Here is a 16,856-nt window from a genome sequence, read left to right as displayed (position 1 = left end):
AGTAAAACAAGTAAAGATATGAATAACGTATTTGACCAATATGAAGTATGGTTCGTAACAGGAGCACAGCTTTTGTACGGAGGTGACGCAGTAATCGCAGTAGACGCACACTCTAATGAAATGGTTAACGGACTGAATGAATCCGGTAAACTTCCTGTTAAAGTAGTATATAAAGGAACGGCCAATTCTTCCAAAGAAGTGGAAGCTGTTTTCAAAGCAGCCAATAATGATGAAAAATGTATCGGTGTTATCACTTGGATGCATACTTTCTCTCCTGCTAAAATGTGGATTCATGGTTTGCAGCAGTTGAAGAAACCGTTGCTGCACCTGCACACCCAGTTCAACAAGGAAATTCCTTGGGATACAATGGATATGGACTTCATGAACCTGAACCAGTCGGCTCATGGCGACCGTGAATTCGGACACATCTGTACCCGTATGCGTATCCGTCGCAAAGTGGTGGTAGGCTACTGGAAAGAAGAAGATACACTGCATAAGATTGCCGTTTGGATGCGTGTATGCGCAGGTTGGGCAGACTCACAGGATATGCTTATCATCCGTTTCGGCGACCAGATGAATAATGTAGCTGTAACCGACGGTGACAAAGTAGAAGCTGAACAGCGCATGGGTTACCACGTAGACTACTGTCCGGTAAGCGAACTGATGGAATACCACAAAGATATTAAAGACGCTGACGTAGATGCATTGGTAGCTACTTATTTCAAGGAATACGACCACGATGCTTCTTTGGAAGACAAGTCGACAGAAGCTTACCAGAAAGTATGGAATGCCGCGAAAGCCGAACTTGCCATGCGTGCTATCCTGAAAGCGAAAGGCGCCAAAGGTTTCACAACCAACTTCGACGATTTGGGTGACATAGAATACAATGGTTTCGACCAGATTCCGGGATTGGCTTCCCAACGCCTGATGGCAGAAGGTTACGGATTCGGTGCTGAAGGCGACTGGAAATCGGCTGCTCTTTACCGCACTGTATGGGTAATGAACCAGGGACTTCCCAAAGGCTGCTCCTTCCTGGAAGACTATACATTGAACTTCGATGGTGCAAGAAGCTCTATCCTTCAATCACATATGTTGGAAATCTGTCCGCTTATCGCAGCCAACAAACCTCGCCTGGAAGTACACTTCCTCGGTATAGGTATTCGCAAGAGCCAGACAGCACGTCTTGTATTCACTTCAAAGACAGGAACAGGCTGTACTGCTACTGTGGTAGATATGGGTAACCGTTTCCGTCTGATTGTGAACGATGTAGAATGTATCGAACCGAAGCCGCTTCCTAAATTGCCGGTTGCTTCCGCCCTTTGGATTCCGATGCCTGACCTCGAAGTAGGTGCAGGTGCATGGATTTTGGCAGGTGGTACTCATCACTCTTGCTTCTCTTACGACCTGACAGCCGAATACTGGGAAGATTACGCTGAAATCGCCGGTATCGAAATGGTACATATCAACAAGGATACGACTATCAGCTGCTTCAAGAAAGAACTCCGTATGAACGAAGTTTATTATATGCTGAATAAAGCACTTTGCTAAACCTTAAAATATTAATTTCAACATGAAATTAGATGCAAAATCAACCATCGAGGCAGGTAAAGCCATTCTTGGTATCGAACTCGGTTCGACACGAATAAAAGCTGTCTTGATTGACCAGGAAAACAAGCCCATTGCTCAAGGAAGTCACACTTGGGAAAACCAGTTAGTCGACGGGCTTTGGACGTATAGCATTGAAGCCATATGGAACGGAATGCAAGATTGCTATGCCGACCTTCGCTCTAACGTAAAGAACTCATATGGCATAGAAATCGAAAACCTGGCAGCCATCGGTGTCAGCGCCATGATGCATGGCTATATGCCATTCAACAAAAAAGAAGAAATCCTCGTACCCTTCCGCACGTGGAGAAACACCAATACAGGTCAGGCAGCAGCAGCCTTATCAGAATTGTTTGTCTACAACATCCCTCTAAGATGGAGCATTTCCCACTTGTATCAGGCTATTCTGAACAATGAAGCTCACGTCAAGGAGATTGATTTCCTGACAACTCTTGCAGGTTATGTGCATTGGCAGATAACAGGTGAAAAGGTATTGGGCATAGGCGACGCATCGGGTATGCTTCCCATAGATTCAACTACCAACAACTATTCTGCAGAAATGGTGGCGAAATTCGACAATCTGATTGCGCCGAAGGAATATAACTGGAAATTGCTGGATATTCTGCCCAAAGTATTATCGGCAGGTGAAAATGCGGGTGTCCTCACACCGGAAGGAAGCAAAAAGCTCGACGTATCAGGTCATTTGAAGGCAGGAATACCGGTTTGTCCGCCGGAAGGAGATGCCGGTACCGGCATGGTTGCAACCAATGCGGTGAAACAGCGTACCGGAAACGTATCGGCAGGTACTTCCTCATTCTCCATGATTGTATTGGAAAAAGAGTTGTCCCGACCATACGAGATGATTGACATGGTCACCACTCCTGACGGAAGTCCCGTAGCCATGGTACATTGTAACAACTGCACTTCCGACCTCAATGCATGGGTCAACCTGTTCAAGGAATATCAGGAACTTCTGGGCATCCCCGTAAATATGGATGAAATATATGGCAAGCTCTATAATATTGCGCTCACAGGTGACGCTGATTGCGGAGGTCTTCTCTCGTACAACTATATTTCAGGCGAACCTGTAACAGGACTTGCTGAAGGAAGACCGTTGTTTGTACGTTCGGCAAATGACAAGTTCAACCTGGCAAACTTCATGCGGACTCACTTATACGCTTCAGTAGGAGTTCTCAAGATTGGCAACGACATCCTGTTCAACGAAGAAAAAGTCAAAGTCGACAGAATTACAGGTCACGGAGGATTATTCAGAACAAAGGGAGTAGGTCAGAGAGTACTTGCAGCAGCTATCAATTCGCCCATTTCTGTGATGGAAACAGCCGGTGAAGGTGGTGCCTGGGGTATTGCCCTGCTAGGTTCTTATCTCGTGAACAATGAAAAGAAACAATCCCTTGCCGATTTTCTGGATGAAAGTGTATTTGTCGGTGACGCCGGTGTCGAGGTATCCCCCACACCCGAAGATGTAGCCGGTTTCAATACATACATCGAAAACTACAAGGCAGGATTGCCCATTGAAGAAGCAGCAGTCAAATTTAAATAAGCTTCATCACAGGCAGCTTTCTCTGCTCTTTTCTCAATAACCATATTTAAGTATTCACATAAACTATCCTCATCCCCTCTCCATTTGGAGAGGGATAAGGGGAGACTATTATTATGAAAACCACCTCATTCATACTTGCACTCATCCTATCCGCTTCACTGGCTAAAGCACAAAACGCTCCACAAGTGTCTTACTTCCCGTTACAGGATGTAAAGTTATTGGATAGTCCTTTCTTACAAGCCCAACAGACTGATTTACATTACATACTAGCTCTCGACCCCGACCGTCTGCTCGCTCCTTTTCTTCGTGAAGCGGGACTGACACCGAAAGCTCCAAGCTACACCAACTGGGAGAATACCGGATTGGACGGACATATCGGCGGACATTATTTATCCGCACTCTCCATGATGCATGCTGCTACGGGAGACACCGCAGTTTACAATCGCCTCAACTATATGCTGGGTGAACTTCACCGTGCACAGCAAGCAGTAGGCACAGGATTTATCGGAGGAACTCCGGGAAGTCTCCAACTTTGGAAAGAAATAAAAGCAGGAAATATCCGTGCCGGTGGTTTCGACCTTAACGGCAAATGGGTACCTCTCTACAATATACACAAGACCTATGCCGGATTGCGGGACGCATATATCTACGCCAACAGTGATTTGGCACGCCAAATGCTTATTTCCCTGACAGACTGGATGATTGACATCACTTCCGGACTAAGCGATAAACAAATACAGGATATGCTTCGCAGCGAACATGGCGGATTGAATGAAACATTCGCCGATGTAGCAAAAATCACAGGAGACAAGAAATATCTGGAACTGGCACGCCGATTCTCCCATGAAGTAATCCTTGACCCGCTTATCAAAGATGAAGACCGATTGACAGGTATGCACGCCAACACACAGATACCAAAAGTTATCGGATACAAACGAGTTGCCGAACTGTCACAAGATGATAAAAACTGGAATCATGCTGCTGAATGGGATCATGCCGCCCGTTTCTTTTGGAATACGGTAGTCAATCACCGTTCTGTATGCATTGGTGGAAATAGCGTACGCGAACATTTCCATCCGGCAGATAATTTCACTTCCATGCTGAACGATGTCCAAGGGCCGGAAACTTGCAATACCTATAATATGCTCCGGCTAACCAAAATGCTTTATCAGAACTCTCAAAATCCGTATCATGCCAATGAACCGGATCCAACTTATGTGAATTATTACGAACGCGCACTTTACAATCATATCCTGGCATCACAAGAGCCGGATAAGGGCGGATTTGTTTACTTCACTCCTATGCGTCCCGGACATTATCGTGTTTATTCACAACCGGAAACATCCATGTGGTGCTGTGTCGGTTCAGGTTTGGAGAATCATACCAAATACGGTGAATTTATCTATGCACATCAGAAAGATACGCTTTACGTCAATCTTTTCATCCCCTCACAACTGACCTGGAAAGAGCAAGGCATTACCTTGACACAAGAGACCCGTTTTCCTGATGATGGAAAAGTAACCTTACGAATGGATGAAGCACCTAAAAAGAAATTCACATTGATGATACGTATTCCTGAATGGGCTAAAAACTCCAAAGATTATGCAATAACAATCAATGGAAAGAAAAGTCAGTTTGTTATACGTCCGGGAGTGAGTGTTTATCTACCCATTCATCGCAAATGGAAAAAAGGAGATGTCATTACATTCAATCTGCCAATGGAAGTCAGTCTTGAGCAGATACCTGACAAGAAAGACTATTACGCTTTTTTGTATGGCCCTATCGTTCTTGCTGCATCCACGAGCACTGAACATCTTGATGGTTTATATGCCGATGATAGTCGTGGCGGACATATCGCTCATGGCAAACAAATTCCTTTGCAGGAAGTACCGATGTTGATTGGAAATCCCAATTCAATTCGCAACTCTCTCCACAAGAAGAGTGAAAACCTGTTGACATTCAGTTACAACGGAGAGGTTTATCCGGCACAAGGCAAAGCATTGGAACTCGTTCCATTCTTCCGCCTGCACAATTCCCGCTATGCCGTTTACTTCCACCAGGCAAGTGAAGAACAGTTCAAAGCTATTCAGGAAGAAATGGCAATGGCCGAAAGAAGAGCGACAGAACTGGCCAATCAAACTATCGACTTGATTTTCCCCGGTGAGCAACAACCGGAATCCGACCACGGTATCCAATACGAACAGGCAGAAACAGGAACGAACAAAGACCGTCACTTCCGCCGTGCCAAAGGTTGGTTCAGTTATAATCTGAAAGTAAAGGAAGAAGCAAGCCGGATTATGATTACAGTACGCAAAGATGAGCGTAATAAAGTAACCATTCTCCTGAATAACGAGAAACTGGCAGTAAATCCGACTATCAGCGAAGCAGATAAAGACGGTTTCACTACCCTCTCCTGGCTTCTGCCACAGAAGTTGAAAGCCGGCAGTTATCCGATACGTTTCAGCCCTGACGGCACAGAGTGGACTCCCGCCATTTACGAGATACGCTTACTCAAATAAAGGCAAAAAGAAAGACATCATCAAATATCTATATAATCATTTAAACAAATACCATTTTATGAAAGCAAAACTATTAGTCAGCACGGCCTTTCTGGCAGCTTCCGTGTCTCTTTCCGCACAAAAGAGCGCCACCATCACCGTACATGCCGACCAAGGCAAAGAAATCATCCCGAAAGAAATCTACGGTCAGTTTGCCGAACACCTAGGTTCATGTATCTATGGTGGCCTTTGGGTAGGCGAAAATTCGGATATACCTAATATCAAAGGCTATCGTACGGACGTATTTAACGCATTAAAGGATTTGGCTGTTCCTGTTCTCCGTTGGCCGGGCGGTTGCTTCGCCGACGAATATCACTGGATGGACGGTATCGGCCCGAAAGCAGACCGTCCGAAGATGGTTAATAATAACTGGGGCGGAACGATTGAGGACAACAGTTTCGGTACACATGAATTCCTGAATCTCTGCGAAATGTTGGGTTGCGAACCTTACGTGAGCGGAAATGTAGGTAGCGGTACGGTAGAGGAACTTGCCAAATGGGTGGAATACATGACGTCGGACGGCGACTCGCCTATGGCAAATCTCCGCCGCAAAAACGGCCGTGACAAAGCATGGAAAGTTAAATATCTCGGTGTAGGAAATGAAAGTTGGGGATGCGGTGGAAGTATGCGTCCGGAATATTACGCAGACCTGTACCGCCGTTATTCCACTTATTGCCGCAATTATGACGGCAACCGCCTGTATAAGATTGCCAGCGGTGCGAGCGACTACGACTACAACTGGACAGATGTATTGATGAACCGTGTAGGACATCGTATGCAAGGTCTTTCTCTCCATTATTATACCGTAACCGGATGGAGTGGCAGCAAGACTTCCGCCACCCGATTCAACAAGGACGATTATTACTGGACAATGGGCAAATGCCTGGAAGTGGAAAACGTACTCAAGAAGCATTGCGCCATCATGGACAAATACGACAAGGAAAAGAAAATCGCTCTTTTATTGGACGAATGGGGAACTTGGTGGGACGAAGAACCCGGAACTATCAGAGGACACCTGTATCAACAAAACACCATGCGCGACGCTTTCGTAGCTTCTTTGAGCCTTGATGTATTCCACAAATACACAGACCGCCTGAAGATGGCAAACATCGCACAGATTGTCAATGTACTTCAATCCATGATTCTGACGAAAGACAAAGAGATGGTGCTTACTCCCACCTATTATGTATTCAAGATGTACAAAGTGCATCAGGATGCCACCTATCTTCCCATCGACCTGAACTGCGAAAAGATAAATGCACGTGATAATCGCACCGTACCTATGGTAAGCGCCACCGCTTCGAAAGACAAGAACGGTATCATTCATATTTCACTCTCCAATGTAGATGCTGACGACGCACAGGAAATTACCATCAATTTGGGAGATACGAAAGCGAAAAAAGCTGTCGGAGAAATCCTGACCTCTGCAAACCTGACCGATTACAATTCTTTTGAAAATCCTGATATTGTAAAACCGGCACCTTTCAAAGAGGTAAAAATCAATAAAGGTACAATGAAGGTAAAACTTCCCGCTAAGTCCATTGTTACTTTAGAGTTACAGTAATTTTAGGGATGTCACTTATTGTTCCACAAACAAGAAGACTGTTAAAATGGTAATAAAAAAGATAGTACTTTTGGATTGTTAAATCCACATAAAGAGTTATCTTTGCCAGCAATCTGACAGAAATCCATTAAATTTTAAAGATATGAACGATAACAAACTTATGAATCGTGCAGCGGATAACATCCGTATTCTTGCTGCTTCAATGGTTGAAAAAGCCAATTCCGGTCACCCGGGTGGTGCCATGGGTGGTGCTGATTTTGTTAATGTACTCTTCTCCGAGTTTCTAGTATACGACCCCGAAAACCCACGTTGGGAAGGACGTGACCGTTTCTTCCTCGATCCGGGTCATATGTCTCCGATGCTTTATTCCACACTGGCATTGACAGGAAAATTCACGTTGGATGAATTGAAAGAATTCCGTCAATGGGGAAGCCCTACTCCGGGACATCCTGAAGTAGATATCATGCGTGGCATTGAAAATACTTCCGGCCCGTTGGGACAGGGACATACTTTCGCCGTAGGTGCCGCGATTGCCGCAAAATTCCTGAAAGCCCGTTTCAATGAGGTGATGAATCAAACCATCTATGCTTACATTTCGGACGGTGGTATTCAGGAAGAAATCTCTCAAGGTTCCGGACGTATTGCCGGCGCACTGGGACTGGACAACCTGATTATGTTCTATGACTCCAACGATATCCAGCTTTCTACAGAAACGAAAGATGTGACCGTTGAAGACACAGCCATGAAATATGAAGCATGGGGATGGAACGTACTTACCATCAATGGTAACGATGCGGACGAAATCCGCGCAGCTATCAAGGAAGCACAGGCAGAAAAAGAACGCCCGACACTGATTATCGGTAAAACCGTAATGGGTAAAGGCGCACGCAAGGCAGACGGCAGCAGCTATGAAGCTAACTGCGCTACACATGGTGCCCCTCTCGGCGGTGACGCTTATGTAAATACAATCAAAAATTTGGGCGGTGATCCTACCAACCCGTTCGTTATATTCCCCGAAGTAGCCGAATTGTATGCTAAACGTGCGGAAGAACTGAAAAAAATCGTAGCTGAAAGATATGCAGCAAAAGCCGCATGGGCAAAAGCGAACCCTGAACTGGCTGCCAAACTGGAAGCATTCTTCTCCGGCAAAGCTCCGAAAGTGGACTGGGCCGCTATCGAACAGAAAGCAGGCAGCGCAACACGTGCCGCATCTGCAACTGTATTGGGAGCACTTGCCACTCAAGTGGAAAACATGATTGTCGCTTCTGCCGACCTTTCCAACTCTGACAAGACCGACGGCTTCCTGAAGAAAACCCATTCTTTCAAGAAAGGTGATTTCAGCGGAGCATTCTTCCAGGCCGGCGTATCTGAGTTGTCAATGGCTTGTATCTGCATCGGTATGTCACTTCATGGTGGCGTAATCGCAGCTTGCGGTACTTTCTTTGTATTCTCTGACTATATGAAACCTGCCGTACGTATGGCTGCCCTGATGGAACAACCCGTGAAGTTCATCTGGACACACGATGCATTCCGCGTAGGTGAAGACGGCCCTACTCACGAACCGGTAGAGCAGGAAGCACAAATCCGCTTGATGGAGAAACTGAAAAACCACAAGGGACACAACTCTATGCTGGTACTTCGTCCGGCCGACGCAGAAGAAACAACTATCGCATGGAAACTTGCCATGGAAAATACATCTACTCCGACAGGCTTGATTTTCTCCCGCCAGAATATCGTTAGCTTGCCCTCAGGAACGGATTACGAACAAGCATCCAAAGGTGCTTATATCGTAGCGGGTTCTGACGAAAACCCGGATGTAATCCTTGTAGCTTCCGGTTCTGAAGTGGCTACTTTGGTAGCCGGCACAGAATTGCTTCGTAAAGACGGTGTAAAAGTACGTATTGTATCTGCTCCGTCCGAAGGTCTGTTCCGCAGCCAGTCCAAAGAGTATCAGGAATCTATTCTTCCTTCAGCAGCCAAGATCTTCGGTATGACCGCCGGTCTGCCTGTCAACCTGCAAGGTCTGGTAGGTTGCCACGGTAAAGTTTGGGGACTGGAATCTTTCGGTTTCTCCGCTCCTTACACTGTATTGGATGAGAAACTTGGATTTACTGCCGAGAACGTGTATAACCAAGTAAAAGCAATGCTCTAATGAAAACAATCGGATTAGCATGCGACCATGCCGGCTTTGAACTGAAAGAATATGTTCGTGGCTGGCTGGAAGTAAAAGGCTGGGCTTACAAAGATTTCGGAACTAACTCTACCGCAAGCGTAGACTATCCGGACTATGCTCATCCGCTAGCCCTTGCAGTGGAATCGGGTGAATGTTATCCCGGTATCGCTATCTGCGGCAGCGGAAACGGAATCAATATGACGCTGAACAAACATCAGGGTATTCGTGCCGCTCTTTGCTGGAATGCAGAGATTGCACATCTTGCCCGTCAGCACAATGACGCCAACATTCTGGTAATGCCGGGACGCTTCATCAGCACTGAAGAAGCGGACATGATTTTGACAGAGTTCTTCTCTACAAAGTTTGACGGTGGCCGTCATCAGAACCGTATTGATAAGATTCCGGTAAAATAAAGCCTGAAAAGATAAAATAGATAAGGCAGCTATTTATAGGATGGTACAACATCAAATAAAATAGCTGCCTTTATTTTTGAATAACTGAATCGTATATCCGGGAAATATGTACCATATATTTACCATTTCAATCTTCTAAAACCATTCATTCGTTTTCCCGCCTTCCTTATTCATTGAAAATTGTTTATCCTTTATACACAAACCCTTTTTAAGTTTATAATAAAAAGGTTCATCGTTTATTATAAACGGGCCTACAGTTTATTATAAACTCTCACCAGACATTTCAGTAACTTACATTTGAATTTATACAACAAAAAAGGCTTACCGGATAAAACCTATAATAAACTGATAACAGAAATAACCGCAGACAACGAACTTCAGCAATGTTCCCAATATGAACCCGATCAATGAGCCGAATCCGGATTTGAGTGCCTGGGAAAACTCCTTATTCCCCAGCAACTCACCAATCACTGCTCCGAGGAAAGGCCCGAGAATAATTCCCCAAGGCAAGAAAAGAAGTCCGGCCAAAGTTCCGATGATACATCCCCAATTTCCCCATTTACTGCCACCACTATACTTACTGCCCAGCATCGGCGTAAAATAATCCAAGACCTGCAAAACAGCTACAATCAATAACCACACGATTAATTGCGTCGCAGTATATTCCACCTTATCCGTGAAATGGAGAATAACCAGTCCTAAATAAGCAACAGGCGGGCCGGGCACCATAGGAAGTACACAACCGGCCAACCCGATTATCAAACAGAGGGCACTTATCACAATCAAAATAATGTCCAGCATAGTCTATACATTTTAATATCTGCACAAAAATACAGTATCTTTCAGTAAATGCAAGCTAACATCCGGAATTATTTCTTGAAGTATCCCGATGAGCCGTGGATCTCTTTAGGACAGATTCCGGTTAGCTATAACGAAAATAAAATTAGCTATAATGAAAAACGGATTAGCTATAATGAAAAAAAGATTTGCTATAATGAAACCGGAATTAGCTATAGCGAAAAGTTCAAGCGACTATAACGGGATTTCGTCAAATACATCGCATTATGGAAAATAAGCAAGGGGGGGGGGGCAGTTTTCTTATTACAATTGATTTTTTATGTAATAATGTACGCGCGCAGGCGCGAAATATTATTCTTTTTATCGTAAAAAAAGCGTGTATTTGAGGGTGAGGGGCTCACCCTCAAATACACGCTTTTTTCATCTAATAAAATATTATATAAAGAGAATAATTTCTTCTTCAAACCCAGTCCGGCAGTACCCGTATTGCCACCGTACACGTATCTGTTGGAAGTGAAGTATGCGAAAGCCGGTGCGTCGGATAAGGAAATAAGGACGCTTGCCGATGACGCGCGGGAGCAGTTGATTCGTTACAGCAAGGATGAATGCGTGGCGGAAACTCGCGGGAAAGGGGGATTGAAACTGATTACCGTTGTATGGCGCAGTTGGGAACTGGCGCTGACGGAAGAGATATAAAAGAAGTAATATGCAATAAACTCAAAACGATGCAAATTTCCGTCCACGTTTGCCCCATTTACACAAATAAAAACTATCTTTGCGTTTCAGAATCCCGAAAGACGAAAGAAATGGAGCAAATAGACAACCTAAAAGAGCTTATCAATCAGGGGGACGTGGACACAGCGATCAAGCAATTGGATCAGCTTCTCCAGGACACTTCTGTCGAAAAAGAGAAAGATGCCCTTTATTATTTACGGGGAAATGCCTACCGGAAAAAAGGAGATTGGAAACGGGCGCTGGACAACTACCAGTATGCTATCGAAATCAATCCCGACAGTCCTGCCGTTCAGGCCAGGAAGATGGTGATAGATATCCTTAACTTCTACAACAAGGATATGTTCAACCAGTAAAGAACAGATTCAACCAATAAAGAGATGTATAATCAATAACCGTACTCAAAGATAACGTAATAAAATAAAGATTATGGCAAAAATCAAAGGAGCAATCGTAGTCGACACGGAGCGTTGCAAAGGATGCAACCTGTGTGTAGTGGCGTGTCCGCTCGATGTAATCGCCCTCAATAAAGAGGTGAATATGAAAGGCTATAACTATGCCTGGCAAGTGAAAGAAGATACCTGCAACGGATGCAGCTCGTGCGCAACGGTTTGTCCCGACGGATGTATCTCAGTGTATAAAGTAAAAGTAGAATAAAAGAAAAGAATATGGCAGAAGAAGTTGTATTAATGAAAGGAAACGAAGCCATCGCCCACGCAGCCATCCGTTGCGGTGCGGACGGGTACTTCGGTTATCCTATTACTCCCCAATCGGAAGTGTTGGAAACGCTTGCCGAACTGAAACCCTGGGAAACAACCGGCATGGTAGTGCTTCAGGCAGAAAGTGAAGTGGCAGCTATCAATATGGTATATGGTGGCGCAGGTAGCGGAAAGATGGTACTGACATCATCTTCAAGCCCCGGTGTAAGCTTGAAACAGGAAGGTATCTCTTACATCGCCGGCGCCGAACTTCCTTGTCTGATTGTGAACGTGATGCGCGGCGGCCCCGGACTGGGAACTATCCAACCGAGCCAGGCCGACTACTTCCAGACAGTAAAAGGCGGCGGTCACGGTGACTACCGGCTGATTGCCCTCGCTCCGGCATCCGTGCAGGAAATGGCGGATTTCGTGGCACTCGGCTTCGAACTGGCTTTCAAATACCGTAACCCGGCTATCATCCTTTCCGATGGTGTTATCGGACAGATGATGGAAAAAGTAGTTCTTCCCGCGCAGAAACCACGCCGCACGGAAGAAGAAGTGATTGCACAATGCCCGTGGGCTACTACCGGAAAAGCGAAAGGCCGCAAACCGAACATTATCACTTCTCTTGAATTGAAACCGGAAGCGATGGAAATCAACAATCTGCGTTTCCAGGCCAAATACCGCGAAATTGAAGAAAACGAAGTACGCTTCGAAGAAATAAACTGCGAAGACGCAGAATATCTGATTATTGCCTTTGGTTCAATGGCACGTATCGGTCAGAAAGCAATGGAACTCGCTCGTGAGAAAGGTATCAAAGTAGGTATCCTTCGTCCGATTACACTGTGGCCGTTCCCGACAAAAGCGATTGCCGCATACGCTGAAAAGGTGAAAGGCATGCTTGTTACGGAACTGAACGCGGGACAGATGATTGAAGATGTCCGCCTGGCTGTGAACGGTAAAATTAAGGTAGAACATTTCGGACGTCTCGGTGGCATTGTCCCCGACCCGGATGAGATTGTAACTGCTTTGGAAGAAAAAATAATCAAATAACGAAACGATGAATCCCGATAAAATAAGAAACGTACTGAACATCCTTTTTATAATATTGGCTGTGGCAGCCATCATCACCTACTTCGTAGCGCGAGATGATTTCAAAATGTTTATCTACGTATGCGGCGCGGCAATCTTTGTCAAGCTGATGGAGTTTTTTATACGGTTCACCAACAGATAAGGAGATGAAGTTATGACTAAAGAAGAAATAATCAAGCCCGAGAATCTGGTTTACAAAAAACCGACTCTGATGAACGATAACGCCATGCACTACTGCCCGGGTTGCAGTCACGGCGTGGTACACAAGCTCATTGCCGAAGTGATAGAGGAGATGGGCATGGAAGATAAGACGGTGGGAATCTCGCCGGTAGGATGCGCAGTTTTCGCCTATAACTATCTGGACATTGACTGGCAGGAAGCAGCACACGGACGTGCCCCCGCTGTGGCAACTGCCGTGAAACGCCTGTGGCCTGATCGTCTGGTATTCACATACCAGGGTGATGGTGACTTGGCTTGTATCGGTACAGCCGAAACCATACACGCTTTGAACCGTGGCGAAAATATCACGATTATCTTTATCAATAATGCTATCTATGGTATGACCGGCGGTCAGATGGCTCCGACTACCCTCGTAGGCATGAAAAGTTCCACTTGTCCTTACGGACGTGACGTAGAACTGCACGGCTATCCGTTGAAGATGACCGAAATCGCCGCCCAACTGGAAGGAACCGCTTACGTAACCCGCCAGTCCGTACAATCCGTACCGGCTATCCGCAAGGCAAAGAAAGCAATCCGCAAGGCTTTTGAAAATTCCATGAGCGGTAAAGGTTCTAACTTGGTAGAAATCGTTTCAACTTGTAGTTCAGGTTGGAAGATGACTCCTGAAAAATCGAACAAATGGATGGAAGAACATATGTTCCCGTTCTATCCGCTGGGTGATTTAAAAGATAAAGAATAACGCTAAAAGTCAACAGAACAATGAAAGAAGAAATAATTATAGCAGGATTCGGTGGACAAGGCGTATTGTCTATGGGTAAGATTCTGGCTTATTCCGGTTTGATGGAAGGCAAGGAAGTTAGCTGGATGCCGGCTTACGGCCCTGAGCAACGTGGCGGAACGGCCAACGTTACGGTCATTGTAAGCGATGACAAGATATCCTCGCCGATTCTTAGTAAATATGACAGTGCCATCATTCTGAACCAGCCTTCACTCGAGAAGTTTGAAAGCAAAGTGAAGCCCGGCGGTATCCTTATTTATGACGGTTACGGAATTATCAACCCGCCTACCCGCAAGGACATCAAAGTATACCGCATCGACGCAATGGACGCAGCCAACGAAATGAATAATGCCAAGGCATTCAACATGATTGTGCTTGGCGGTTTATTGAAGCTCCGCCCGATTGTTACGTTGGAAAATGTCATCAAAGGACTGAAGAAAACCCTGCCTGAACGCCACCACCACTTGATACCTATGAATGAGGAAGCCATCAAGAAAGGTATGGAGTTAATCCGTGAGGTTTAATTAACAGATAATGTACAATGGATAATTGATAATTATTAGCTACGTATAGTGCGTATGCAACATAATTTTCAATTATCCATTATCATTAAATCAATAAAAGTAAGTATCTTTGTCCCCAATTATGAGACGAATCTTACTATTATATATACTGCTTTCCGTTATAGGTTTGACAACTGTCCGTGCACAGTTCGATAATGGTCGACAAAGAGTGGACGAGAACGGATACGACCAATATGGTAATCAGGTAGACCCTGCCATGATTCCGGACAGACTGGATAGTGCAAATGTCGAAGTGCAGGGGTTACCGCCTACATTATATATGTGGCGTATCAAAAATCAGTTGGGCGACCGGACTATCATTCCGGCAGATACCGCCTACCATCATTTCCAGAACACGAACCTTACAGACGGACTGACCGGACATTATAATTATCTGGGTAATATGGGTTCTCCCCGTATGTCGCGTATCTTCTTTGACCGCCGCGACCCGGAACCGACCATTTTCATGGAGCCTTTCTCCAGTTTCTTTATCCGTCCTACGGAATTCAATTTTACAAACAGTAACGTACCCTACACCAATCTTACCTATCATAAAGCGGGGAATAAAGTAAACGGTGAAGAACGTTTCAAATCATACTTCTCTGTCAATGTCAACAAGAGACTGGCTTTCGGTTTTAATATAGACTACCTGTACGGACGGGGATATTACAATAATCAGAATACGGCATACTTCAATGCCGCCTTTTTCGGTAGTTACATTGGCGACAAATATCAGATGCAAGCCATATACAGCAACAACTACCTGAAGACAAACGAAAACGGCGGTATTACTGATGACAGATATATCACAGCTCCCGAAGAAATGGCGGAAGGACAAAGGGAATATGAATCAACCAACATCCCGACCAAACTAAACGCAACAACCAATCGTAATCACGATTTTTATGTATTCCTGACCCAACGCTACAATTTGGGATTCAAACGCGATATTGTGCAGGCTGAAAATGATACCACTCCCGCCAAACAGGAATTTGTACCGGTTACCAGCTTCATACATACCATTCAGGTAGAGCGTGCGCGGCACGGTTTTAATTCGAATGACCAAGTAGATAAAGGCTATTATCAGAATACATATTTAGACCCGGAAAGCCCGACTGTCAGAGACAGTACCACGTATATAGGAATCAAGAACACCTTAGGTATTGCTTTATTGGAAGGATTCAACAAATATGCCAAAGCCGGACTGACCGCATTTGCTTCCTACAAGGTCAGCAAGTACACACTCATGAATATGAATGGCAGTCCATCTCCCGACAAATATAACGAGAACGAAATATTTGTGGGCGGTGAATTATCCAAACGTGAAGGAAACTTCCTTCATTATCATGCCATCGGTGAAGTGGGACTGGCAGGAAAAGCTATCGGACAGTTCAACGTGAAAGGAGATATTGACTTCAACTTCCCTTTATGGAAAGACACGGTCAGTTTTATAGCCCGTGGTGAAGTCAGCAATAAACTTGCGCCTTTCTATATGCGCCATTATCACTCCAAACATTTCTTGTGGGACAATGATATGGACAAAGAATTCCGCACCCGTATCGAGGGGGAATTAAGTATCGCCCGTTGGAGAACACGGCTGAAAGCAGGAGTTGAAAACATCAAGAACTATACTTACTTCAACCAACAGGCAACACCCGAACAGAAAAGCGGAAGCCTGCAAGTATTATCCGCCAGTTTAACACAAGACTTCAAGGTGGGAATATTCCATCTGGACAATGAAGTAACCTGGCAAAAGTCCAGTGACCAGACGGTGCTTCCTCTGCCCGACCTTTCCTTATATCACAATTTCTATATGCAGTTCAAACTGGCGAAGAAGGTACTTAGCGTACAGTTGGGTGCAGATGTGCGGTACTTTACCAAATACAATGCCCCTGCCTATATGCCTGCCATTCAGAACTTCCATCTGCAACCGACAGAAGATCAGGTAGAGATTGGCGGTTATCCAATTGTGAATGTTTACGCAAACCTGCATTTAAAGCGTACACGTTTCTATGTGATGATGTATCATGTGAACCAGGGTATGAGCAGACCGAATTACTTCCTGTCACCTCACTACCCTATCAACCCCAGAGTACTGAAATTCGGCCTTTCATGGAATTTCTATGATTAACTAAACCTTT

Annotated in this window: 14 protein-coding genes and 1 pseudogene; 14 read left to right on the top strand and 1 reads right to left on the bottom strand. The window is 45.1% G+C overall.

All coding sequences use genetic code 11. The features are described 5' to 3' along the window. Window positions 1-18 precede the first annotated feature (18 nt). From araA to rpiB, 6 genes are all read left to right on the top strand, one after another. Complete coding sequence (araA, locus tag BQ7997_RS24125; protein ID WP_073348344.1) at window positions 19-1,548, top strand: L-arabinose isomerase; 1,530 nt, start codon at window positions 19-21, stop codon at window positions 1,546-1,548. A gap of 22 nt (window positions 1,549-1,570) precedes the next feature. Continuing rightward, window positions 1,571-3,166 (top strand): xylulokinase, encoded by a 1,596-nt coding sequence (locus tag BQ7997_RS24120; RefSeq protein WP_073348343.1) that lies wholly within the window; start codon window positions 1,571-1,573, stop codon window positions 3,164-3,166. Between the two features lie 113 nt (window positions 3,167-3,279). Then, entirely contained in the window at window positions 3,280-5,685 is a 2,406-nt protein-coding gene (locus BQ7997_RS24115; protein WP_073348342.1) for a beta-L-arabinofuranosidase, read from the top strand. A 58-nt stretch (window positions 5,686-5,743) separates the two neighbouring features. Beyond that, window positions 5,744-7,288: an alpha-N-arabinofuranosidase gene (locus BQ7997_RS24110; RefSeq protein ID WP_073348341.1), complete on the top strand. Its 1,545-nt coding sequence runs from the start codon at window positions 5,744-5,746 to the stop codon at window positions 7,286-7,288. Window positions 7,289-7,430: 142 nt separating this feature from the next. Next, entirely contained in the window at window positions 7,431-9,440 is a 2,010-nt protein-coding gene (locus BQ7997_RS24105) for a transketolase family protein (protein WP_073348340.1), read from the top strand. After that, on the top strand, window positions 9,440-9,874 hold the full coding sequence (gene rpiB, locus BQ7997_RS24100) for a ribose 5-phosphate isomerase B (protein ID WP_044656153.1): 435 nt from the start codon (window positions 9,440-9,442) through the stop codon (window positions 9,872-9,874). The genes BQ7997_RS24105 and rpiB overlap by 1 nt, the downstream gene beginning before the upstream one ends. Before the next feature lie 321 nt (window positions 9,875-10,195). On the opposite strand, the gene BQ7997_RS24095 is transcribed toward rpiB, so the two are convergent. Continuing rightward, entirely contained in the window at window positions 10,196-10,675 is a 480-nt protein-coding gene (locus BQ7997_RS24095) for a DUF456 domain-containing protein (RefSeq protein WP_073348339.1), read from the bottom strand. Window positions 10,676-11,122: 447 nt separating this feature from the next. Here BQ7997_RS24095 and BQ7997_RS24085 point away from each other — a divergent pair. The 8 genes and pseudogenes from BQ7997_RS24085 to BQ7997_RS24055 all read left to right on the top strand — a co-directional run. Beyond that, a pseudogene (locus BQ7997_RS24085) lies at window positions 11,123-11,368 on the top strand (PD-(D/E)XK nuclease domain-containing protein); the annotation flags it as partial. Between the two features lie 110 nt (window positions 11,369-11,478). Next, entirely contained in the window at window positions 11,479-11,760 is a 282-nt protein-coding gene (locus BQ7997_RS24080) for a tetratricopeptide repeat protein (RefSeq protein ID WP_044653122.1), read from the top strand. Between the two features lie 73 nt (window positions 11,761-11,833). Then, a complete protein-coding gene (locus BQ7997_RS24075; RefSeq protein ID WP_004297419.1) occupies window positions 11,834-12,061 on the top strand; it encodes a 4Fe-4S dicluster domain-containing protein in 228 nt (75 codons plus the stop codon). Window positions 12,062-12,072: 11 nt separating this feature from the next. Further along, window positions 12,073-13,155 carry a 3-methyl-2-oxobutanoate dehydrogenase subunit VorB gene (locus tag BQ7997_RS24070; RefSeq protein WP_044653656.1) on the top strand — a complete coding sequence of 361 codons (1,083 nt, stop codon included), beginning with the start codon at window positions 12,073-12,075 and terminating at the stop codon, window positions 13,153-13,155. 7 nt (window positions 13,156-13,162) lie between these two features. Beyond that, entirely contained in the window at window positions 13,163-13,336 is a 174-nt protein-coding gene (locus tag BQ7997_RS25760) for a hypothetical protein (RefSeq protein ID WP_097677857.1), read from the top strand. A gap of 12 nt (window positions 13,337-13,348) precedes the next feature. Then, the gene (locus BQ7997_RS24065) at window positions 13,349-14,113 is read left to right on the top strand and encodes a thiamine pyrophosphate-dependent enzyme (protein WP_044653655.1); all 765 of its coding nucleotides are present in this window, start codon (window positions 13,349-13,351) and stop codon (window positions 14,111-14,113) included. A gap of 20 nt (window positions 14,114-14,133) precedes the next feature. Further along, the gene (locus BQ7997_RS24060) at window positions 14,134-14,676 is read left to right on the top strand and encodes a 2-oxoacid:acceptor oxidoreductase family protein (protein WP_022138093.1); all 543 of its coding nucleotides are present in this window, start codon (window positions 14,134-14,136) and stop codon (window positions 14,674-14,676) included. Between the two features lie 121 nt (window positions 14,677-14,797). Continuing rightward, window positions 14,798-16,846 (top strand): putative porin, encoded by a 2,049-nt coding sequence (locus BQ7997_RS24055; protein ID WP_073348337.1) that lies wholly within the window; start codon window positions 14,798-14,800, stop codon window positions 16,844-16,846. The last annotated feature ends 10 nt before the right edge of the window (window positions 16,847-16,856 follow it).

It is taken from the genome of Bacteroides congonensis (assembly GCF_900130125.1).
GTDB lineage: Bacteria > Bacteroidota > Bacteroidia > Bacteroidales > Bacteroidaceae > Bacteroides > Bacteroides congonensis.
The sequence above is the reverse complement of the archived record's forward strand: the minus strand, read 5'-3'. Positions and strand labels throughout refer to the sequence as shown.

Coding starts and splice junctions, on each gene's coding strand:
- araA (WP_073348344.1), top strand. CDS start 19: ATGAATAACGTATTTGACCAATATGAAGTATGGTTCGTAACAGGAGCA.
- BQ7997_RS24120 (WP_073348343.1), top strand. CDS start 1,571: ATGAAATTAGATGCAAAATCAACCATCGAGGCAGGTAAAGCCATTCTT.
- BQ7997_RS24115 (WP_073348342.1), top strand. CDS start 3,280: ATGAAAACCACCTCATTCATACTTGCACTCATCCTATCCGCTTCACTG.
- BQ7997_RS24110 (WP_073348341.1), top strand. CDS start 5,744: ATGAAAGCAAAACTATTAGTCAGCACGGCCTTTCTGGCAGCTTCCGTG.
- BQ7997_RS24105 (WP_073348340.1), top strand. CDS start 7,431: ATGAACGATAACAAACTTATGAATCGTGCAGCGGATAACATCCGTATT.
- rpiB (WP_044656153.1), top strand. CDS start 9,440: ATGAAAACAATCGGATTAGCATGCGACCATGCCGGCTTTGAACTGAAA.
- BQ7997_RS24095 (WP_073348339.1), bottom strand. CDS start 10,675: ATGCTGGACATTATTTTGATTGTGATAAGTGCCCTCTGTTTGATAATC.
- BQ7997_RS24080 (WP_044653122.1), top strand. CDS start 11,479: ATGGAGCAAATAGACAACCTAAAAGAGCTTATCAATCAGGGGGACGTG.
- BQ7997_RS24075 (WP_004297419.1), top strand. CDS start 11,834: ATGGCAAAAATCAAAGGAGCAATCGTAGTCGACACGGAGCGTTGCAAA.
- BQ7997_RS24070 (WP_044653656.1), top strand. CDS start 12,073: ATGGCAGAAGAAGTTGTATTAATGAAAGGAAACGAAGCCATCGCCCAC.
- BQ7997_RS25760 (WP_097677857.1), top strand. CDS start 13,163: ATGAATCCCGATAAAATAAGAAACGTACTGAACATCCTTTTTATAATA.
- BQ7997_RS24065 (WP_044653655.1), top strand. CDS start 13,349: ATGACTAAAGAAGAAATAATCAAGCCCGAGAATCTGGTTTACAAAAAA.
- BQ7997_RS24060 (WP_022138093.1), top strand. CDS start 14,134: ATGAAAGAAGAAATAATTATAGCAGGATTCGGTGGACAAGGCGTATTG.
- BQ7997_RS24055 (WP_073348337.1), top strand. CDS start 14,798: ATGAGACGAATCTTACTATTATATATACTGCTTTCCGTTATAGGTTTG.